Here is a 21,191-nt window from a genome sequence, read left to right as displayed (position 1 = left end):
CCGAAAAATCACGACGGATTTATCCCTCGCGGATATGGCCCCCGACACGTACGCTTACTTTCAGCAGCAAGGGCACCGTCAACCATTTCTAACTTTGCTTACATGAGGTGATACATGAGACTGATTCCTTTGGCTACCCCTGACCATGTCGGAAAATGGGCCGCCCGTCATATTGTCAATCGCATCAACGCGTTTAACCCCACTGCCGATCGCCCTTTCGTGCTGGGGCTGCCTACCGGCGGCACGCCGCTGGTAGCCTATAAGCATTTAGTTGAAATGCATAAATCAGGCCAGGTTAGCTTTAAACACGTTATCACCTTCAATATGGATGAGTACGTTGGCCTGCCAAAAGAGCATCCGGAAAGCTACCACAGCTTTATGTACCGCAACTTTTTTGATCATGTTGATATTCAACAGGAAAATATCCACCTGCTTAACGGCAACGCGCCAGATATTGACGCAGAATGCCGCCAGTATGAAGAAAAAATTCGCAGCTATGGCAAAATTCACCTGTTTATGGGGGGTGTCGGTAACGACGGACATATCGCGTTCAACGAACCTGCATCTTCTCTGGCTTCCCGCACTCGTATCAAAACCCTGACGCACGATACCCGCGTGGCCAACTCTCGCTTTTTTGACGGCGATGTGGATCAGGTACCGAAATATGCGCTCACTGTCGGTGTCGGCACGCTACTGGATGCCGTAGAAGTGATGATTCTCGTCACCGGACACGTGAAAGCCCAGGCGCTTCAGGCCGCAGTGGAAGGAAACGTAAACCATATGTGGACCATCAGCTGCCTGCAGCTGCATGCCAAATCTGTGGTGGTTTGCGATGAGCCTGCGACAATGGAACTGAAAGTGAAAACCGTTAAGTATTTCCGCGAAATGGAAGCGGAAAACGTGAAAGATCTGTAAGACATCAGTATTGCGTTGAACCGTGCCGGGACGGCGCGGTCAGCCAGACACCGCCGGGAGAGAGTTATGTACGCATTAACCAATGGCCGCATTTATACCGGTCATGAAATACTGGACAATCATGCTGTTATTATTGCCAACGGCCTGATCGAGCGCGTCTGCGCGCAGGAAGAACTGCCAGCTGGCATCGCTGCCCGCGACGTGCAAGGCGCGATGATCGCTCCCGGCTTTATCGACGTACAGCTGAACGGCTGCGGCGGCGTGCAGTTTAATGATGATCCCAGCGCTATCAGCGTAGAAACGCTGAACATTATGCAGAAGGCGAACGAAAAATCGGGCTGTACCAGCTTTCTGCCGACGCTTATCACCAGCAGCGATGCGCTGATGAAGCGCGCGGTTGAAGCGATGCGCAGCTATCTGGCGCAAAACGCTAACAAGGCGCTGGGCCTGCACCTCGAAGGTCCCTGGCTGAACCCGCTTAAAAAAGGCACGCATAATCCTGACTTAATTCGTAAGCCTAATCAGGAGATTGTGGATTATCTCTGTGCAAATGCAGAGGTGATTACCAAGATCACTCTAGCTCCTGAACAGGTAGAGGAGCACTTCATCCGTCAGCTGAGCGAAGCGGGTATCGTTATTTCCTGTGGTCACTCTCACGCCACCTGGGAGGAAGCACGGCGCGGCATCGCTGCCGGTGTCAGCTTCGCCACTCACCTCTATAACGCCATGCCAACGATTACCGGTCGCGAGCCGGGACTTATTGGCGCGCTGTTTGACGCCCCTGATATTTATTGCGGCATTATTGCCGATGGATTGCACGTTCATTACGCTAACATCCGTAACGCCAAACGCATTAAAGGCGATAAGCTAGTACTGGTTACCGATGCCACTGCACCCGCCGGAGCATCGATTGATCGGTTCATTTTTGCAGGAAAAACAATATACTACCGTAATGGACTCTGCGTTGACGAAAACGGCACACTCAGCGGTTCTGCCCTGACTATGATCGAAGCGGTAGCGAACAGCGTCGAACATGCAGGCATTTCCCTGGACGAGGCGTTACGTATGGCAACGCTTTACCCGGCACGGGCGATGGGTGTGGAGAAAAGGTTAGGCTCGATTGAAGCCGGTAAAGTGGCCAACCTGACGCTGTTCACCCGTGACTACAAAATAATCCAGACTATCGTTAACGGTGACGAAGTCTTAAGCGAGTAGAAACTGAATGACCACTGGCGGCCAGGCTCAAATAGGAAATGTCGATCTTGTTAAGCAACTCAATAGCGCAGCCGTTTACCGGCTTATCGATCAGCAGGGTCCGATTTCGCGCATACAGATTGCCGAGCACAGCCAGCTAGCCCCCGCCAGCGTCACCAAAATTACCCGTCAGCTTATTGAGCGCGGCCTGATCAAAGAAGTTGACCAGCAGGCCTCCACCGGCGGCCGCCGCGCTATCTCCATCGTGACAGAAACCCGGGGCTTCAATACCATTGGCGTTCGTCTGGGGCGCAATGATGCCACGCTCACGCTCTTCGATCTCAGCGGAAAATCGCTTGCCCAGGAGGACTATGCGCTGCCGGAACGCACGCAGGAAACCCTGGAACACGCTCTGTTTAACGCAATTGCGCACTTTAGCGAACAGCATCAGCGCAAGCTGCGTGAACTGATCGCTATCGCCGTTATCCTTCCCGGGCTGGTGGACCCCAATAATGGCGTGATCCGCTACATGCCGCATATCAACGTCAACTGCTGGCCGCTGGTCGCTAACCTTGAAAAACGGTTCAGCGTGACCAGCTTTGTCGGCCATGACATCCGCAGCCTTGCGCTGGCCGAGCACTATTTTGGTGCATCACGCGACTGCGCAGACTCCATACTGGTGCGTGTCCACCGCGGAACAGGCGCAGGCATTATCGCTAATGGCCATATTTTCCTGGGCAGCAACGGTAACGTGGGCGAACTGGGGCATATTCAGGTCGATCCTTTAGGTGAACGCTGCCACTGTGGCAATTTTGGCTGCCTGGAAACGATCGCTGCCAACGGGGCCATAGAGCATCGCGTGCGTGACATGCTTGCGCGGGGCTATCCGAGTTCGCTGACGCCAGAGGAGTGCCAGATCGGCCAGATCTGTAAAGCCGCTAACCGCGGCGACGTGCTGGCAGCCGAAGTGATTGAGCACGTAGGCCGGCATCTCGGGAAAACGGTCGCCATTGCGATTAACTTATTTAATCCGCAGAAAGTGGTGATTGCTGGTGAGATCACCGAAGCGGATAAAGTACTCTTCCCCGCCATTGAGGGCTGTATTAACACGCAGGTCCTGAAGGCGTTTCGCAAAAATCTGCCGGTTGTCCGTTCGGAACTCGACCACCGCTCTGCCATAGGCGCCTTTGCGCTGGCAAAACGTGCCATGCTTAACGGCATTCTTTTACAACATCTTCTGGAAGGTTAATGAGCGCTTTAACTCTGAACGACAGCGAAAAAATGAGCATTAAAAACGTCATTTGCGATATCGACGGCGTACTGATGCACGATAACACCGCCGTTCCGGGCGCCAATGAATTCCTGCAACGGATTCTGGAGAAAGGGATGCCGCTGGTCGTACTGACCAACTACCCTTCACAGACGGCGCTCGATCTGGCTAACCGGTTTGCTTCTGCGGGGATCGATCTGCCGGACAGCGTTTTTTACACCTCAGCGATGGCCACGGCGGATTTTCTGCGGCGTCAGGAAGGAAAAAAAGCCTACGTCGTGGGCGAAGGCGCGCTTATTCACGAGCTTTATAAAGCGGGTTTTACCATAACCGATATCAATCCCGATTTTGTTATTGTGGGGGAAACCCGCTCTTATAACTGGGATATGATGCATAAAGCCGCGTTTTTTGTGGCGAACGGTGCCCGCTTTATTGCCACCAATCCCGACACCCATGCCCGCGGCTTTGTTCCGGCCTGTGGCGCGCTCTGTGCGGGTATAGAAAAGATCTCTGGCCGCTCTCCCTTTTATGTCGGTAAACCCAGCCCCTGGATTATGCGGGCCGCGCTGAACAAAATGCAGGCGCATTCAGATGAAACGGTGATCGTGGGCGATAATCTTCGTACCGATATCCTGGCTGGCTTTCAGGCGGGACTGGAGACGATTCTCGTACTGTCCGGTGTTTCAACGCTCAGTGATATTGACGCGATGCCATTCCGGCCCAGCTGGGTTTTCCCCTCAGTGGCAGATATCGATATTCTTTAGCCTGCAAGCCTGACCATCCGGTCAGGCCACCACTCTCATCGTTCAAAAAGTAACCGCTTTTTTATGGAGATTATCATTTCATCAATTTTTAGCCCTATTTATTGAATAATCATCAAATCCAGAGCCGCGTCAACAGACTATTTCTCAGGTAAACGCTAAAATGCTTGCGTCAATGGGGTGAGATAGCGCATTTTCTTATCTATCGGGCGATAAACCTCGCCATACACTTATACGTTACCATCATCACCACTCAGGGATGTCGATAGGGAGTTAGCTATGTGTTCAATTTTTGGCGTACTGGATCTCAAAACCGATCCTGTTGAGCTGCGTAAGAAAGCGTTAGAGCTTTCCCGACTGATGCGTCATCGCGGCCCGGACTGGTCTGGCGTTTATGCAGACGACAACGCGATTCTTTCTCATGAACGTCTCTCTATCGTCGATGTGAATAACGGCGCACAGCCGCTCTATAACGCCGCGAAGACTCACGTACTGGCCGTCAACGGTGAAATTTATAACCATCAGGCGCTGCGCGCTGAGCTGAGCGATCGCTATGCGTTTCAGACCGGTTCAGACTGTGAAGTGATCCTCGCGCTCTATCAGGAGAAAGGCGTCGATTTTCTGGATGAGCTGCAGGGGATGTTCGCTTTTATCCTTTATGACAGCGAGAAAAACACCTGGCTGATTGGTCGCGATCACATCGGGATTATCCCGCTTTATATGGGCAACGATGAACATGGCAACCTCTATGTCGCCTCAGAGATGAAAGCGCTGGTGCCGGTTTGTCGCACCATCAAAGAGTTTCCGCCGGGAAGCTACATGTCCAGCACCGACCACGAAATCCATCGTTACTGGCAGCGCGACTGGTTCAGCTACGAAGCGGTTGAACATAACAAAACTGATGCACCAGCCCTGAAAGAGGCGCTGGAAGAAGCGGTGAAGAGCCATCTGATGTCAGATGTCCCTTACGGTGTGCTGCTCTCTGGCGGACTTGACTCTTCGATCATCTCAGCAGTGACCAAGCGATATGCCGCGAAGCGCGTTGAAGATCAGGATAAAAGCGATGCCTGGTGGCCTCAGCTTCACTCTTTTGCGGTCGGTCTGGAAGGGTCACCGGATTTGAAAGCAGCGAAGTCAGTTGCCGATCACCTCGGCACGGTACACCATGAAATTCACTTTACGGTGCAGGAAGGTCTGGATGCCATCCGCGATGTGATCTATCACATTGAAACTTACGATGTGACCACCATTCGTGCCTCCACGCCGATGTATCTGATGTCCCGTAAGATCAAGGCGATGGGCATTAAAATGGTGCTCTCAGGTGAAGGCGCAGACGAGGTCTTTGGTGGCTATCTTTACTTCCACAAAGCGCCAAATGCCAAAGAGTTTCACGAGGAAAACGTGCGCAAACTGCTGGCGCTGCATATGTTTGACTGCGCCCGCGCCAACAAAGCGATGTCCGCCTGGGGCGTTGAGGCCCGAGTGCCCTTCCTGGATAAAAAATTCCTTGATGTGGCGATGCGCATCAATCCGGCCGATAAAATGTGCGGACCGAACGGCAAAATGGAAAAACATATCCTGCGCGAATGTTTCTCTTCTTACCTGCCGGAAAGCGTGGCGTGGCGTCAGAAAGAGCAGTTTTCGGACGGCGTCGGCTATAGCTGGATCGATACGCTGAAAGAAGTCGCGGCTCAGCAGGTAACCGATCAGCAGCTTAAGACGGCCCATTTCCGTTTCCCGTACAACACGCCAACCTCGAAGGAAGGCTATCTGTATCGTGAAATTTTTGAGGAGCTGTTCCCGCTGCCGAGCGCGGCAGAATGCGTACCGGGCGGCCCTTCCGTCGCCTGTTCGTCTGCAAAAGCCATTGAGTGGGACGAAGCGTTCAAAACGATGGACGATCCGTCAGGACGCGCGGTAGGCGTGCACCAGTCGGCCTACAAATAACTTCTGTCGTCAGCGGATAAAACGGGCCTTTCGTGGCCCGTTATTTTTTTATTTTGCGCGTGTTAGCGTCAGAATTTGTTGATTTAATCATCATGCTGGTTACAAGCCAGACAAACGAAACGCTCAGGATAAAAAACGGGAAAAAACTTGTTGACGCTTTTAGGTCAACTCCGCATAATGCGCCCCGCAACGCCGATGAAGGTAACGCGAAAAAAGATGGCTACGTAGCTCAGCTGGTTAGAGCACAGCACTCATAATGCTGGGGTCACAGGTTCGATTCCCGTCGTAGCCACCATCTTTTTGCGGGAGTGGCGAAATTGGTAGACGCACCAGATTTAGGTTCTGGCGCCGCAAGGTGTGCGAGTTCAAGTCTCGCCTCCCGCACCATTTCCATAAGCGGCTTTGCACGGATGGGGTATCGCCAAGCGGTAAGGCACCGGTTTTTGATACCGGCATTCCCTGGTTCGAATCCAGGTACCCCAGCCATTTTTTAAAAAGTATGTTAGAGTTACAACGCAGTAAAATTAGGCTACTTAGCTCAGCTGGTTAGAGCACAGCACTCATAATGCTGGGGTCACAGGTTCGATTCCCGTAGTAGCCACCAATTTTATTGGGGTGTCGCCAAGCGGTAAGGCACTGGTTTCTGATACCAGCATTCCGGGGTTCGAATCCCTGCACCCCAGCCATAAAAAGACGATTTGCCGTGCAGATCGCAACAAAAAATTGGGGTGTCGCCAAGCGGTAAGGCACTGGTTTCTGATACCAGCATTCCGGGGTTCGAATCCCTGCACCCCAGCCAGACGTAAAAAAGCCCGCTTATGCGGGCTTTTTTACGTCTGGCGACAGGCATTGTTGCTTACTGTGCGCCCGCCCTTCTCAAGCTGAGGCGCACTGAACCTCATCTCACTTTACAATCCCAGCGCGTAACGCAGCGCCTGCCGCTTAAGCACACCGGATCGCTCAGCCATCATCAGGCTGAGATTACGTACCACCCGCAGCGGCGTAAAAGGATTGCTGAAGGCAAAATAGAAAAGATCCATACCGGTTTGCATCAGCATATTATCTTTCTGCCTGCGCCGCTGGTAGCGCAGCAGTACCCTTTCAGAGGCCCAGTCCTCCGCGCGCTCGCGGGAGGCGACCAGGGTGTCGATCAGCGCATCCACATCGCGATAGCCCAAATTAACGCCCTGGCCAGCCAGCGGATTAATCGTATGCGCGGCATCGCCAACCAGAGCCAGCCCCGGCTGTACATAGCGCGTGGCGTGTCGGCGTACCAGCGGGAATGAACCGGCAGCAACAGGCGTTACCCGTCCAAGGCGGGCGGGAAAATGCGTTTTTATCTCCTGCGCCAGCTGCATCATATTCATTCCCTGTAGCTGACGGATCCTGGCTGGACGGTCATACCACACCAGAGAAGCCCACCCGTCAGAGAGGGGCAGGAAAGCGCGCGGGCCCTCGGGCGTAAACTGCTGCCACGTACAATCCCCCGCTGGCTGTTCACACTTCACGCTGATCAACATACAGGACTGCGTATAGTTCCAGCCATGTATACCGATACCGGCAAGCTGGCGAACCTGTGAATTGGCGCCATCAGCGCCAATGACCAGTCGGGCGTTAAGCGTCTCGCCGCTTTCCAGCATCACCTTCCATCCACCATTACAGGGCTGAAGATCTTTTAGCCGGGCTGGCGAAAAAAGATCGATCTTTTGTGTCTGAAGGCGTTCCCAGAGCGCCCGCTGTAGCACACTGTTTTCCACCATAAAACCCAGTTCCGGCAGGCCAAGTGATTCCGCATCAAAGCCGACGCGCGCGCTGTGCCATTCCCAGGTTTCCAGCCGCCGGTAAGGTGTACAGCGCATCACCTCGACAGCCGGCCAGACTTTTAGCTGCTTTAACAGGTCAACGGAGGCCGCGCCGATTGCGGAAATCCGGATATCGGGTGCGCTTGCAGGATCAAATTCCGCAGGCGCCTGCTGCTCCAGCACGGCCACCTGAAACCCCTGTTCCGCCAGCCCGCTCGCCAGCGCAGCGCCAACCATCCCGCCGCCCACAACGACGGCATCCCATTTTTTTGTCTCACTCATTTTTTTATCCTGTCCGTAAGCCATCCCTGTACCCTGGTCTGTAACGTTCAGGGCGGATTCTGTTACCCTAAGTGTACCGGAATTTGAGGGGCCAATTGGAATTGCTGACAGAAAAGCTTGTACGCTGGTCACCACAGCAGCAAAGCATTACAATACGCGCCCCGTACTTCCTCCTGCTTGATAAATGGCAACCAGATGACTAAAAAATTGCATATCAAAACCTGGGGCTGTCAGATGAATGAGTACGACTCATCCAAGATGGCTGACCTGCTAAACAGCACCCATGGTTTCACCCTGACCGAGGTGGCGGAAGAAGCCGACGTTCTGCTGCTTAACACCTGCTCCATCCGTGAAAAAGCGCAGGAAAAGGTCTTCCATCAGCTTGGTCGCTGGCGATCGCTGAAAGAAAATAATCCTGAGCTGATTATCGGCGTTGGCGGCTGCGTTGCATCGCAGGAAGGCGAGCATATTCGTCAGCGCGCCAGCTATGTCGATATCGTTTTCGGCCCGCAGACGCTTCACCGCCTGCCGGAAATGATCAATACCGTACGCGGTTCAAAAAGCCCGGTCGTGGACATCAGCTTTCCGGAAATTGAGAAATTTGATCGTCTGCCAGAGCCAAGAGCGGATGGCCCGACGGCATTCGTTTCCATTATGGAAGGCTGTAACAAATATTGTACTTTCTGCGTGGTGCCTTATACCCGTGGTGAAGAAGTCAGCCGTCCCTGTGACGATATTCTCTTTGAGATAGCGCAACTGGCGGCCCAGGGCGTTCGCGAAGTGAACCTGCTGGGGCAGAACGTTAATGCTTATCGGGGTGAGACTTACGATGGCGACGTCTGTAGCTTCGCCGATCTGCTGCGCCTGGTCGCGGCGATTGATGGTATAGACCGCATACGCTTCACCACCAGCCACCCGATTGAGTTCACCGACGATATTATCGAGGTTTACCGCGATACGCCTGAGCTGGTCAGCTTCCTGCATCTGCCGGTCCAGAGCGGCGCCGATCGTATCCTTACCCTGATGAAACGCGCGCATACCGCGCTGGAATATAAAGCGATCATCCGTAAGCTTATCGCTGCCCGTCCTGATATCCAGATCAGTTCCGATTTCATTATTGGTTTCCCGGGTGAAACTCAGCAGGACTTTGAGCAGACCATGAAGCTTATCGCTGACGTTAATTTTGATACCAGCTTCAGCTTTATCTACTCTGCCCGCCCTGGCACACCGGCGGCCGATCTTCCTGACGATGTACCGGAAGAGGAGAAAAAGCAGCGCCTGTGGCAGCTACAGGAACGTATCAGCCAGCAGGCGATGATCTGGAGCCGCCGTATGATGGGTACCGTACAGCGGATTCTGGTAGAAGGCACCTCACGCAAAAACGTGATGGAACTGTCGGGCCGTACCGAAAACAACCGCGTGGTCAATTTTGAAGGTACGCCGGAGATGATCGGTAAATTCGTCGATGTGGAAATTGTTGACGTCTACAGCAACTCCCTGCGCGGCGTTGTGGTTCGCACCGAAGAGCAGATGGATTTACGCAGCATCGAAACACCCGCCTCGGTTATTGCGCGTACGCGTAAGGAAAACGAGCTGGGCGTCGGTCTTTTCCAGCCCTGATCCCCATAATAGTGCGGCGGGCTTTGCCGGCTCGCCGCAGGAATTCAGTCCGTGCCCCTTGCTTTCTGAAAGCAGCGCCCAAATATTTGCTTCAGCGCTTGCGCCTTTTGGCCTCGCCATAAATAATTCCCTTATGGTACCGCCGTTTACTCGCGCGGTGCGCCAATGACACGCCATCCTCAACCTGGCCCTGAGCGACCCAAAGGATTAGTTTGAATACTGAAACACGCGAAATAACGCTGGATCCTGCTGATAACGCCCGTTTGCTGAGCCTCTGCGGGCCTTTTGATGACAACATCAAACAGCTGGAACGCCGGCTAGGCATTGAAATCAACCGTCGCGACAACGCATTTAAGCTTGTCGGCAAAGCGCCATCCGTCAACGCCGCCGTCACCATACTGCGCGATCTGTACGTTGATACGGCGCCGGTGCGCGGTCACGTTCCTGATATTGATCCTGAGCAGATCCATCTGGCGATTAAAGAGAGCCGGGTGCTGGAACAGGCTGATGACAGCGTTCCTGAATATGGTAAAGCGGTTAATATCAAAACCAAACGCGGCGTGATTAAACCCCGTACGCCTAATCAGGCGCAGTACGTGGCGCATATGCTTGACCACGACATCACCTTCGGCATCGGCCCGGCAGGAACGGGGAAAACCTATCTGGCCGTGGCCGCCGCGGTTGATGCGCTGGAACGTCAGGAAGTGCGCCGCATTCTGCTGACCCGCCCCGCCGTTGAAGCTGGCGAGAAGCTGGGCTTTTTGCCGGGCGATCTCAGCCAGAAGGTTGACCCCTATCTGCGCCCCTTGTATGACGCCCTGTTTGAAATGCTGGGCTTTGAGCGGGTGGAAAAGCTCATTGAACGCAACGTTATCGAAGTTGCGCCGCTGGCCTATATGCGTGGCCGCACGCTAAACGATGCGTTTATCATTCTGGATGAGAGCCAGAACACCACCATCGAGCAGATGAAGATGTTTTTGACCCGCATCGGCTTCAATTCCAAGGCGGTGATCACCGGTGACGTAACCCAGATCGACCTGCCGCGTAATCTGAAATCGGGCCTGCGTCACGCCATTGAAGTGCTGGCAGAGGTTGATGAAATCAGCTTTAACTTCTTCCATAGCGAAGATGTCGTGCGCCATCCGGTGGTCGCCCGCGTCGTGATTGCTTATGAAGCCTGGGAGGCAGCCGATCAGAAGCGTCGCGATGCCCTGGCGGAAGAACGTAAGCGTGAAGCGCTGGCCGCACAGGTGCAGAAATGAGCACAGTCATTCTGGATCTCCAGCTTGCCTGCGAACGGCCTGAAGGCCTGCCGGCAGAATCTGATTTTCGCCGCTGGCTGGAAGCGGTTTTACCTCAGTTTCAGGAAGAGAGCGAAGTCACCATACGCGTGGTCGATGAGGCGGAAAGTCGCGATCTGAACCATAACTACCGGGGGAAAGATAAACCGACTAACGTGCTCTCATTTCCCTTCGAAGCTCCGCCCGGCATCGAGCTTCCGCTGCTGGGCGATCTGATCATCTGTCGTCAGGTAGTTGAACAGGAAGCGGAAGAACAGGAGAAACCATTACTGGCCCACTGGGCGCATATGGTCGTGCATGGAAGCCTGCATTTGCTGGGCTATGACCATATTGAAGATGACGAAGCCGAAGAAATGGAAACGATCGAGACCGAGATAATGCTTGCTCTTGGTTATGACGACCCGTACATTTCGGAGAAAGCGTTACCCTGACCAGGCTTAATGCCTGACATCGCCCCTTTTCCGGCCTGCCTGCGGAAAGGGGCCTTTCATAATCTGACCAGAGTGATACAAACTAAAACGCCATGAGCGATGACCATTCACAGAACAATGACAGTCCCAGTAGTAAAAAGGGATTTTTTACCCTAATCCTCAACCAGCTGTTTCACGGTGAGCCAAAAAACCGTGACGACCTGCTGGAACTGATCCGCGACTCCGAACAGAACGATTTGATCGATCCTGATACCCGCGACATGCTGGAAGGGGTGATGGATATTGCCGAACAGCGCGTTCGCGACATTATGATCCCTCGTTCGCAAATGGTCACCCTGAAACGTAACCAGACGCTGGAAGAGTGCCTGGGGGTGATCATTGAGTCCGCCCACTCCCGCTTCCCGGTCATCAGCGAAGACAAAGATCATGTCGAAGGCATCCTGATGGCGAAGGATCTGCTGCCCTTTATGAGCAGCAGCGCGTCGCCTTTCAGCATGGAAGCCGTGCTGCGTCCGGCGGTCGTGGTACCGGAAAGCAAGCGCGTGGACCGCATGCTGAAGGAGTTCCGCTCGCAGCGCTATCATATGGCGATTGTGATTGATGAGTTTGGCGGCGTCTCCGGACTGGTCACGATTGAGGACATTCTGGAACTCATTGTCGGTGAAATTGAAGATGAGTATGACGATGAAGAAGATCGTGATATCCGTCAGCTAAGCCGCCATACCTATACTATCCGCGCCCTGACGCCGATTGAAGACTTCAACGAGGTCTTTGATACCAGCTTCAGTGATGAAGAGGTGGATACTATTGGCGGTCTGGTCATGCAGGCGTTTGGTCATCTGCCCGCGCGTGGTGAAAGCATCGATATTGATGGCTATCAGTTTAAGGTTGCTATGGCCGACAGTCGACGCATTATCCAGGTGCACGTTAAAATCCCGGAAAACTCGCCGCAACCGACTTTGGAAGAATAATCCTCAATGATGGCTTCTTTATACCAGCGCCAGCGGGTTCGCCTGCTTTTAGCGCTGCTGACGGGTGCCGCTGGCACCCTCTCTTTTTCACCCTATGATTTCTGGCCTGCCGCGCTTGTTGCACTGGCTGGCCTGTTAGGGCTGACGCTTAACCGCACCACGCGTCAGGCTACCGCCATCGGTTTTGTCTGGGGTTTTGGCCTGTTTGGCAGCGGCATTAACTGGGTGTATGTCAGCATAGCGACGTTCGGCGGCATGCCAGGCCCGGTCAACATCCTGCTGGTGATCCTGCTGGCGGCTTACCTTTCGCTCTATACCATGCTGTTTGCAGCGCTTCTCAACCGGCTGTTTCCGCAAACTTCACTGCTGCGTCTCGTGGTGGCTGCGCCCGTACTCTGGCAAATCACGGAGTTCCTGCGCGGCTGGATCCTGACCGGTTTTCCGTGGCTTCAGTTTGGCTACAGCCAGATTAACGGGCCGCTGAAAGGGCTTGGGCCACTGACTGGCGTGGAGGGCATCACCTTCGTGCTGATGATGGTTGCTGGCCTGCTGGTATTCGCGCTGGCTAAACGCCACTGGATTGCCGCCGTGGTGGCGCTGGCGCTGCTGCTGCTGCCCTGGCCGCTGCGCCTGATAAACTGGTTTCAGGCTATGCCCGAACGTGCTGTTAAAGTGGCGATGGTACAGGGGAATATTCCACAGTCACTTAAGTGGGACCCTAACCAGCTGATAAATACGCTGAAAACCTATACCTCACTCAGCCGGCCTTATGTGGGTAAAGCCTCATTGATTATCTGGCCTGAGTCAGCAATCCCCGATCTGGAAAGCAATCAACAGCCGTTTATCCGGTCAGTGGATCGCGAACTGCGTGAAGAGGGAACCAGCCTGCTAACCGGCATCGTCGACTCCAGGCTGGAGAATAATCGCTACCACGATTACAACTCCATTATCGTGCTCGGTGACAAACAGCCCTATGACTACACCAGTCCAAATCGCTATCAGAAGAATCATCTGGTGCCGTTCGGCGAATTCGTGCCGCTGGAATCGTTACTGCGTCCGCTGGCCCCCTTCTTCGATCTGCCGATGTCCTCTTTCAGCCGGGGCAGCTACGTCCAGCCTCAGCTGAAAGTGGCGGGCCTTAACCTGACCGCCGCGATCTGCTATGAAATCGTTCTGGGTCAGCAGGTCAGGGATAATTTCCGCCCCGATACCGACTTCCTGCTGACCATCTCCAATGACGCCTGGTTCGGCCATTCAATTGGACCCTGGCAGCATTTTCAGATGGCAAGGATGCGGGCGCTGGAACTTGGGCGTCCCCTGCTGCGTGATACCAACAATGGCGTGACGGCGGTGATCAATGCCCAGGGTGATGTTGAAGAGATGATCCCGCAATTTACTGCCGGCGTGCTGGCGACCCAGGTTACCCCGACTCAGGGGTTAACGCCTTATGCCCGCTTCGGCAATGGGACCATCTGGATTATCACGCTGCTGTCCGGCCTCTTCGCAGCCGTTCTGCGCCGCAGGCAACGTTAATGTTCCCATGCTGAACCTTCCGGGGTTCAGCGTCTTCTTCTCTTCATTTTTCCTTTTTCAGTTCCCTTCCTCCCCTGTTCACTTGTTCCCGCCTGAAATGCCACTCAAACAGATAACCTTCTGGAAATTTTGGCATAACAATTGCTTGTTACAGTAACCGCCCTGCGGTACTGCCTGCAGTGACCGCAACAGCGAATGTTAATGCACTATTAAGGGCCGGCTTATGCTCCATGGCGGAGCATTGCCAGAAAATTGCTCCTCTTTGGTGCGGCGCAGTTCTCAAAAAAGAAACTTTGTTGTTTCATTGCATTAACAATCCGCTATGTTAGGGCTATACCGGGTGAGGTTACCCCTGGGATTAAAAGAAAAGCAGCAGGAAATACACATAACATCATAATCGGCGCAATTTTATTTTTGCGCTTCACCATGAAGGAGTTGGAACATGCAGATGCGCAAAGTGGCATTATCGCTGCTGCTGTTAAGTGCAGCCGCAGGTGTTGCCCAGGCAGAAGAACTCACTGGCACCCTGAAAAAAATCAACGATAACGGCGTTATCGTGGTGGGTCACCGTGAATCCTCAGTTCCCTTTTCTTATTACGATAACTCCCGAAAAGTTGTCGGCTACTCACAGGCCTATTCCAACGCGATCGTGGACGCGATCAAAACTAAACTGAACAAGCCCGACCTTCAGGTAAAAATGTTGCCTGTTACCTCTCAGAACCGTATCCCGCTGCTGCAAAACGGCACCTACGATTTTGAGTGTGGCTCCACGACGAATAACGTTGAACGTCAGCAACAGGCGGCTTTCTCCAATACTATCTTTGTGATCGGCACCCGTTTGCTGGTCAAGAAAGGTGGCGATATCAAAGACTTTTCCGACCTGAAAGGCAAAACGGTCGTCGTGACATCCGGCACAACGTCAGAAGTGCTGCTGAATAAGCTAAACGATGAACAGAAACTCAACATGCGCATTATCAGCGCGAAAGATCATGGCGACTCATTCCGTACGCTGCAGAGCGGTCGTGCCGTGGCCTTTATGATGGACGATGCGCTGCTGGCAGGCGAACGCGCCAAGGCCAAGCAGCCAGGCAACTGGGAAATCGTTGGCGCACCGCAGTCGAAAGAAGCTTACGGCTGTATGCTGCGCAAAGATGATCCAGCTTTCAAAACGCTGGTTGATGAAACCATTGCCAAAGCCCAGACCTCAGGCGAAGCGGAAAAATGGTTTGATACCTGGTTCAAACAGCCGATCCCACCTAAAAATCTGAACATGGAATTTTCGCTATCTGATGACATGAAAGCGATATTTAAAACGCCTAACGATAAGGCGCTGAACTAATAATGAAAATAAGGGCAGCCCTTCGCTGCCCCATGATTGCTGAACAAAGGCCCGGACAGACAACAGCCTGAGAGACGCCCGGTGCGTCCATCTCAGGCAAAGGTGGGTTATGGTCGTTCCCCATAACCTGCATCAGTGGCCGCTCATCAATCTTCAGGGTAGCTTCGCTACCCTTTTTTTACCGGAGTGATTTATGTCAATTGATTGGAACTGGGGCATCTTTCTGCAAGAGGCACCGTTCGGTAATACCACCTACCTGGGATGGCTCTGGTCAGGTTTTCAGGTCACCATCGCCGTCTCCCTCTGCGCGTGGATTATCGCTTTTTTCGTCGGTTCGCTCTTTGGCATTCTGCGTACCGTCCCTAACCGTCTGCTTTCATCGATCGGCACCTGTTATGTGGAACTGTTTCGTAACGTTCCGCTGATAGTGCAGTTCTTTATCTGGTATCTGGTGGTGCCGGAACTGCTGCCTGTTGAGCTGGGAATGTGGTTTAAGTCTGATATCGCCCCTAACGTTCAGTTCTTCACCTGTTCGGTCCTCTGCCTTGGCCTCTTTACCGCCGCACGCGTCTGTGAGCAGGTACGCGCCGCCATACAGTCGCTGCCCAGCGGACAGAAGAATGCCGGCCTGGCGATGGGCCTGACGCTGCCACAAACGTATCGTTACGTTTTGCTGCCGAACGCCTACCGCGTGATCGTTCCGCCGATGACGTCGGAAATGCTGAATCTGGTGAAGAACTCGGCTATCGCCTCCACCATCGGGCTGGTGGATCTGGCTGCACAGGCAGGTAAGCTGCTGGACTATTCCGCGCACGCCTATGAATCTTTTACCGCTATCACGCTGATTTATATCGCGATCAACCTGGTGGTGATGCTGCTGATGAGCCTGGTCGAGCGTAAAGTCCGGCTGCCTGGCGGCATGGGAGGCAAATAATGTACGAATTTGACTGGAGCACGATCGCGCCAAACTTGCCGTACCTGGTAGATGGCATGATCCTGACGCTCAAAATTACCCTCACGGCGGTATTCTTCGGCATCCTCTGGGGAACATTGCTGGCCGTGATGCGCCTCTCACGATTTAAACCAGTCAGCTGGTTTGCCCGACTGTATGTCAATCTATTCCGTTCTGTTCCACTGGTGATGGTACTGCTCTGGTTCTATCTGATTGTCCCGAGCTTTCTGCAAAAGGTACTCGGCCTGTCGCCCAAAACGGATATCCGTCTGATTTCGGCCATGGTTGCCTTCTCACTGTTTGAAGCGGCTTATTATTCTGAAATTATTCGCGCAGGGATTATCAGTATCGCCCGTGGCCAGGGTAACGCCGCCCTGGCGCTGGGCATGACCCAGTGGCAGTCGATGAAACTGATCATCCTGCCTCAGGCCTTTCGCGCCATGGTGCCGCTGTTGCTCACTCAGGGGATAGTTCTGTTCCAGGATACCTCGCTGGTTTACGTGCTCAGTCTGGCGGACTTCTTCCGTACTGCGGACACTATCGGCATTAACAACGGTACAGAGATTGAAATGGTGCTGTTTGCCGGTGCGGTCTATTTTGTAATCAGCCTTAGCGCTTCGCTGTTGGTCAGCTATTTAAAGAAAAAAAGGACAGTTTAAATGATTACCCTGAAAAACGTTTCTAAGTGGTATGGTCACTTTCAGGTGCTGACCGACTGCTCAACCGAAGTCAAAAAAGGCGAAGTGGTGGTCGTGTGCGGGCCGTCAGGCTCGGGTAAATCAACGCTGATTAAAACGGTTAACGGCCTGGAACCTGTTCAGAAAGGCAGCATTGAGGTTAATGGCATCGCCGTTAACGATAAGCGAACCAATCTGGCGCAACTGCGTTCTAAAGTTGGCATGGTCTTTCAGCACTTTGAACTCTTTCCGCATCTGAGCATTGTGGAGAACCTGACCATCGCTCAGGTAAAAGTGCTGAAGCGGAATAAAGAAGAAGCCCGGCAGAAAGGCCTCAAATTGCTGGAACGCGTCGGCCTTTCCGCTCACGCCAACAAACATCCCGGCCAGCTTTCAGGCGGTCAGCAGCAGCGTGTGGCTATCGCCCGCGCGCTCTGTATGGACCCTATTGCCATGCTGTTTGACGAACCCACCTCTGCACTCGATCCGGAAATGATCAACGAAGTGCTGGACGTCATGGTGGAATTAGCCAATGAAGGCATGACGATGATGGTGGTGACTCATGAGATGGGATTTGCCCGCAAGGTAGCTAACCGGGTGATTTTTATGGATGAAGGCCGCATCGTGGAAGACTCGCACAAGGATGACTTCTTCACCAATCCGCAATCCGATCGCGCTAAAGACTTCCTGGCGAAAATCTTACACTGATCCTGTCTGACAGATCCCCTCCAGGGTTAAGATTTAGCCCTGGAGGGAGGCTGGCTACTTTTCACGGTTCGAAAGGCTGTCGCTGAAACTGGTCATGCCCACATTCAGGGCAGCGCGTCAGGGTTTCCGGCGTGTAAATCGCGCGGGTAAAGTGACATTTTTCGCAGACAAGATTGCCTAATCCGACCACCTCACCGCTTTGGTAAACGCCGTGGTGATTCAGGTCCTGAAAAACTTCCCGCCATTCCAGCTGGCTTTTATCGGTGATATCCGCCATCTCTTTCCAGATACTTTCGCGAATAACGCGCATAAACACGCTGTCGCTGGCGGTATCCTGCGTCTCGGTATAGCTTCGGGCAAACTCCTCTAAATCGCGCCTTACCGCACGCGTTACATCATCGATCTGCGTACGGGTAAGCTCACCTCTGGCGTACATACGCTCCCGCGCACTTTCTACTAACGCATCAATATCATGCTCTCCCTGATTAATTCTTTCCGTCAGCGCTGCAACCAGCTCCCGGTAATACTGAGCGACCTTGTTCATTTTTTCTCCTGAACGTTCCAACACGTTACGTTTAAGTCTAGCGTGAAACCCGATCTTGCGCGGAGAAGTGATGCATTCACTGAGAAAACTGCACACTCCCTTCCAGCTTGCAGAGAAAAGACCGAAGAGGCGGCGGTTACTGTTGTTGCGCCCGATGCTTATCAGCTATGCTATGCGGATCTAAACGCACTCAGAAAATTGTTGATATCCCATGGCATTCACGACAGCGCCAGGTGGCGACAGGCTCCCTTACCGATCGCATACGTTTCTGTAACGTATCTCCCTTAAGGTAAGAGGCCCGCCCCTGAGCCCTGAATGCTGCAGGAATCAGCGCTATTTACAAAGGACCACTGGCTACCATGCAAGAGCAATATCGCCCGGAAGAGATAGAATCCCACGTTCAGCAACACTGGGAAGAGAAGCAAACGTTCAAAGTGACGGAAGAGGAAGGTAAAGAGAAGTATTATTGCCTCTCCATGCTGCCCTATCCTTCTGGCCGCCTACATATGGGCCACGTCCGTAACTACACCATCGGTGATGTGATTTCACGCTACCAGCGTATGTTGGGTAAAAATGTTCTGCAGCCGATTGGCTGGGATGCGTTCGGCCTGCCCGCTGAAGGCGCGGCAGTCAAGAACAACACGGCGCCGGCGCCCTGGACCTACGACAATATCGCCTATATGAAGAACCAGCTTAAGCTGCTGGGTTTCGGCTATGACTGGAATCGCGAACTGGCGACCTGCCAGCCTGAATACTATCGCTGGGAGCAGTGGTTCTTCACCCGCCTTTATGAGAAAGGTCTGGTCTATAAAAAGACCTCAGCGGTCAACTGGTGCCCGAACGATCAAACTGTACTGGCCAATGAGCAGGTTATTGATGGCTGCTGCTGGCGCTGCGATACCAAAGTCGAGCGCAAAGAGATCCCGCAGTGGTTCGTTAAGATCACCGATTACGCAGATGAACTGTTAAACGATCTGGACACGCTGGAGAGCTGGCCTGAGCAGGTCAAAACTATGCAGCGTAACTGGATTGGCCGCTCTGAAGGGGTGGAAATTACGTTTGACGTCACCGACAGCGAAGAGAAGCTGACCGTCTATACCACGCGTCCCGACACCTTTATGGGCGTGACTTACCTCGCCGTTGCTGCCGGCCACCCGCTGGCGATCCAGGCGTCGATGAATAACCCTGTGCTGGCGGATTTCATCGCGGAGTGCCGTAACACCAAAGTTGCCGAAGCCGAGATGGCGACGATGGAGAAAAAAGGCATGGCCACCGGCCTGTATGCCGTGCATCCACTCAGCGGCGAAAATGTGCCGGTATGGGTAGCCAACTTTGTCCTGATGGAATATGGCACCGGTGCGGTGATGGCCGTTCCAGGTCACGATCAGCGCGACTGGGAGTTTGCCCGCAAATACGATCTGCCGATTAAGCCGGTAATTCTTAATGGCGATGGCACCGAACCGGATCTCAGCGCGGCGGCGATGACCGAAAAAGGTACGCTGTTTAACTCCGGCGAGTTTGACGGCCTGAGCTATGAAGAGGGCTTTAACGCCATCGCGGATAAGCTGGCCGGAAAAGGTGTCGGCACCCGTAAGGTGAATTATCGTCTGCGTGACTGGGGCGTTTCCCGTCAGCGCTACTGGGGCGCACCTATCCCTATGGTAACGCTGGAAGATGGCACAGTGATGCCAACGCCGGAAGATCAGTTGCCGGTGATCCTGCCGGAAGATGTGGTGATGGATGGCATCACCAGCCCGATTAAAGCCGATCCTGAGTGGGCAAAAACCACCGTTAACGGCCAGCCAGCCCTGCGCGAAACGGACACCTTCGACACCTTTATGGAGTCTTCCTGGTACTATGCGCGTTACACCTGCCCGGACTACGACAAAGGCATGCTGGATCCCGCGGCGGCAAACTACTGGCTGCCGGTCGATCAGTATGTGGGCGGCATTGAGCATGCGATTATGCACCTGCTCTATTTCCGCTTCTTCCACAAACTGCTCCGTGATGCCGGGCTGGTTAACTCCGATGAGCCGGCCAAACGCCTGCTGTGTCAGGGCATGGTGCTGGCCGATGCCTTCTACTATACCGGCGTTAACGGCGAGCGTAACTGGGTTTCACCGGTTGACGTTACCGTTGAGCGCGACGAGAAAGGCCGCATCATCAACGCCACCGACGAAGCCGGTCACCAACTGGTTTACGCTGGTATGAGCAAGATGTCCAAGTCCAAGAACAACGGCATCGATCCCCAGGTTATGGTGGAACGCTACGGTGCGGATACCGTCCGTCTGTTTATGATGTTTGCCTCTCCGGCGGATATGACGCTGGAATGGCAGGAATCTGGCGTGGAAGGTGCAAACCGCTTCCTTAAGCGCGTCTGGAGACTGGTCTTCGAGCACACCGAGAAAGGGCCGACAGCCGCACTCGACGTGGCGAGTCTGAGCGATGAACAGAAATCGCTGCGCCGCGACCTGCATAAAACCATCGCCAAAGTGGCGGATGATATTGGTCGTCGTCAGACTTTTAACACCGCCATCGCGGCCATTATGGAGCTGATGAACAAGCTGGCGCGCGCGCCTCAGGAAACGGAACAGGACCGTGCGCTGATGCAGGAAGCCCTGCTGGCCGTGGTTCGTATGCTTTATCCGTTTACCCCACACGCCTGCTTCACCCTCTGGCAGGCGCTGGGCGGTGCGGGCGACGTCGACAACGCAGCATGGCCGCAGGCCGACGAAGCGGCAATGGTTGAAGATTCTCTGCTGGTGGTCGTGCAGGTTAATGGTAAGGTGCGTGGCAAGATTACCGTTCCGGCGGACGCCACGCAGGAGCAGGTTCAGGCGCGTGCCGCGCAGGAACATCTGGTCGCCAAATATCTTGCTGGCGTCACCATCCGTAAAGTGATTTACGTCCCGGGCAAGCTGCTTAACCTGGTCGTGGGTTGATG

Annotated in this window: 17 protein-coding genes and 6 tRNA genes; 21 read left to right on the top strand and 2 right to left on the bottom strand. The window is 53.8% G+C overall.

The genetic code is table 11. The annotated features are described in order from the left end of the window. Window positions 1-114 precede the first annotated feature (114 nt). The 11 genes from nagB (at window position 115) to EA20_RS0113935 (ending at window position 6,886) form a co-directional block, all read left to right on the top strand. Complete coding sequence (gene nagB, locus EA20_RS0113985; RefSeq protein ID WP_024967419.1) at window positions 115-915, top strand: glucosamine-6-phosphate deaminase; 801 nt, start codon at window positions 115-117, stop codon at window positions 913-915. Window positions 916-981: 66 nt separating this feature from the next. Beyond that, window positions 982-2,130 carry an N-acetylglucosamine-6-phosphate deacetylase gene (nagA, locus tag EA20_RS0113980; protein WP_024967418.1) on the top strand — a complete coding sequence of 383 codons (1,149 nt, stop codon included), beginning with the start codon at window positions 982-984 and terminating at the stop codon, window positions 2,128-2,130. 7 nt (window positions 2,131-2,137) lie between these two features. Next, window positions 2,138-3,358 (top strand): N-acetylglucosamine repressor, encoded by a 1,221-nt coding sequence (locus tag EA20_RS0113975; RefSeq protein ID WP_024967417.1) that lies wholly within the window; start codon window positions 2,138-2,140, stop codon window positions 3,356-3,358. Between the two features lie 32 nt (window positions 3,359-3,390). Then, a complete protein-coding gene (locus tag EA20_RS0113970) occupies window positions 3,391-4,143 on the top strand; it encodes an HAD-IIA family hydrolase (RefSeq protein ID WP_024967416.1) in 753 nt (250 codons plus the stop codon). 276 nt (window positions 4,144-4,419) lie between these two features. Then, window positions 4,420-6,087, top strand: a complete 1,668-nt coding sequence (gene asnB / locus EA20_RS0113965) for an asparagine synthase B (protein WP_024967415.1) — start codon at window positions 4,420-4,422, stop codon at window positions 6,085-6,087. A 218-nt stretch (window positions 6,088-6,305) separates the two neighbouring features. Further along, window positions 6,306-6,382: transfer RNA gene (locus EA20_RS0113960), tRNA-Met, on the top strand. 7 nt (window positions 6,383-6,389) lie between these two features. Then, window positions 6,390-6,474, top strand: a tRNA-Leu gene (locus tag EA20_RS0113955). Window positions 6,475-6,498: 24 nt separating this feature from the next. Further along, window positions 6,499-6,573 (top strand) — tRNA-Gln (locus EA20_RS0113950). A gap of 41 nt (window positions 6,574-6,614) precedes the next feature. Further along, window positions 6,615-6,691 (top strand) — tRNA-Met (locus EA20_RS0113945). 7 nt (window positions 6,692-6,698) lie between these two features. Next, a tRNA-Gln gene (locus tag EA20_RS0113940) sits at window positions 6,699-6,773 on the top strand. A gap of 38 nt (window positions 6,774-6,811) precedes the next feature. Beyond that, window positions 6,812-6,886, top strand: a tRNA-Gln gene (locus tag EA20_RS0113935). 109 nt (window positions 6,887-6,995) lie between these two features. On the opposite strand, the gene ubiF is transcribed toward EA20_RS0113935, so the two are convergent. After that, on the bottom strand, window positions 6,996-8,171 hold the full coding sequence (gene ubiF / locus EA20_RS0113930) for a 3-demethoxyubiquinol 3-hydroxylase (protein WP_024967414.1): 1,176 nt from the start codon (window positions 8,169-8,171) through the stop codon (window positions 6,996-6,998). A 195-nt stretch (window positions 8,172-8,366) separates the two neighbouring features. On the opposite strand from ubiF, the gene miaB reads away from it, so the two are divergent. From miaB to EA20_RS20815, 9 genes are all read left to right on the top strand, one after another. Beyond that, window positions 8,367-9,791, top strand: a complete 1,425-nt coding sequence (gene miaB, locus EA20_RS0113925) for a tRNA (N6-isopentenyl adenosine(37)-C2)-methylthiotransferase MiaB (protein WP_024967413.1) — start codon at window positions 8,367-8,369, stop codon at window positions 9,789-9,791. Window positions 9,792-10,003: 212 nt separating this feature from the next. Continuing rightward, on the top strand, window positions 10,004-11,053 hold the full coding sequence (locus tag EA20_RS0113920) for a PhoH family protein (RefSeq protein ID WP_024967412.1): 1,050 nt from the start codon (window positions 10,004-10,006) through the stop codon (window positions 11,051-11,053). Beyond that, window positions 11,050-11,523 (top strand): rRNA maturation RNase YbeY, encoded by a 474-nt coding sequence (gene ybeY, locus EA20_RS0113915; RefSeq protein WP_024967411.1) that lies wholly within the window; start codon window positions 11,050-11,052, stop codon window positions 11,521-11,523. Before EA20_RS0113920 ends, ybeY begins: the two co-directional genes overlap by 4 nt. 92 nt (window positions 11,524-11,615) lie before the next feature. Then, on the top strand, window positions 11,616-12,494 hold the full coding sequence (gene corC / locus EA20_RS0113910; protein ID WP_024967410.1) for a CNNM family magnesium/cobalt transport protein CorC: 879 nt from the start codon (window positions 11,616-11,618) through the stop codon (window positions 12,492-12,494). A 6-nt stretch (window positions 12,495-12,500) separates the two neighbouring features. Continuing rightward, window positions 12,501-14,027, top strand: coding sequence for an apolipoprotein N-acyltransferase (lnt, locus tag EA20_RS0113905; protein WP_038381596.1), 1,527 nt, complete (start codon window positions 12,501-12,503; stop codon window positions 14,025-14,027). A 442-nt stretch (window positions 14,028-14,469) separates the two neighbouring features. Then, window positions 14,470-15,366 (top strand): amino acid ABC transporter substrate-binding protein, encoded by an 897-nt coding sequence (locus tag EA20_RS0113900; RefSeq protein ID WP_024967408.1) that lies wholly within the window; start codon window positions 14,470-14,472, stop codon window positions 15,364-15,366. Window positions 15,367-15,559: 193 nt separating this feature from the next. Beyond that, complete coding sequence (locus EA20_RS0113895; protein WP_024967407.1) at window positions 15,560-16,300, top strand: amino acid ABC transporter permease; 741 nt, start codon at window positions 15,560-15,562, stop codon at window positions 16,298-16,300. Continuing rightward, the gene (gene gltK / locus EA20_RS20820) at window positions 16,300-16,977 is read left to right on the top strand and encodes a glutamate/aspartate ABC transporter permease GltK (RefSeq protein WP_024967406.1); all 678 of its coding nucleotides are present in this window, start codon (window positions 16,300-16,302) and stop codon (window positions 16,975-16,977) included. The genes EA20_RS0113895 and gltK overlap by 1 nt, the downstream gene beginning before the upstream one ends. After that, window positions 16,978-17,703 (top strand): amino acid ABC transporter ATP-binding protein, encoded by a 726-nt coding sequence (locus tag EA20_RS20815; protein WP_024967405.1) that lies wholly within the window; start codon window positions 16,978-16,980, stop codon window positions 17,701-17,703. It begins immediately after the preceding gene. Window positions 17,704-17,764: 61 nt separating this feature from the next. Here EA20_RS20815 and EA20_RS0113880 read toward each other — a convergent pair whose 3' ends face one another. Next, entirely contained in the window at window positions 17,765-18,247 is a 483-nt protein-coding gene (locus tag EA20_RS0113880) for a zinc ribbon-containing protein (protein ID WP_024967404.1), read from the bottom strand. Between the two features lie 359 nt (window positions 18,248-18,606). Between EA20_RS0113880 and leuS the strand changes: the two genes are divergently transcribed. After that, window positions 18,607-21,189, top strand: a complete 2,583-nt coding sequence (gene leuS, locus EA20_RS0113875; protein ID WP_024967403.1) for a leucine--tRNA ligase — start codon at window positions 18,607-18,609, stop codon at window positions 21,187-21,189. Window positions 21,190-21,191 lie beyond the last annotated feature (2 nt).

Origin of the sequence: Pantoea sp. IMH, from assembly GCF_000599885.1 — a bacterium.
Classification (GTDB): domain Bacteria; phylum Pseudomonadota; class Gammaproteobacteria; order Enterobacterales; family Enterobacteriaceae; genus Erwinia.
This window is presented reverse-complemented; position numbering and strand designations above follow the sequence as displayed.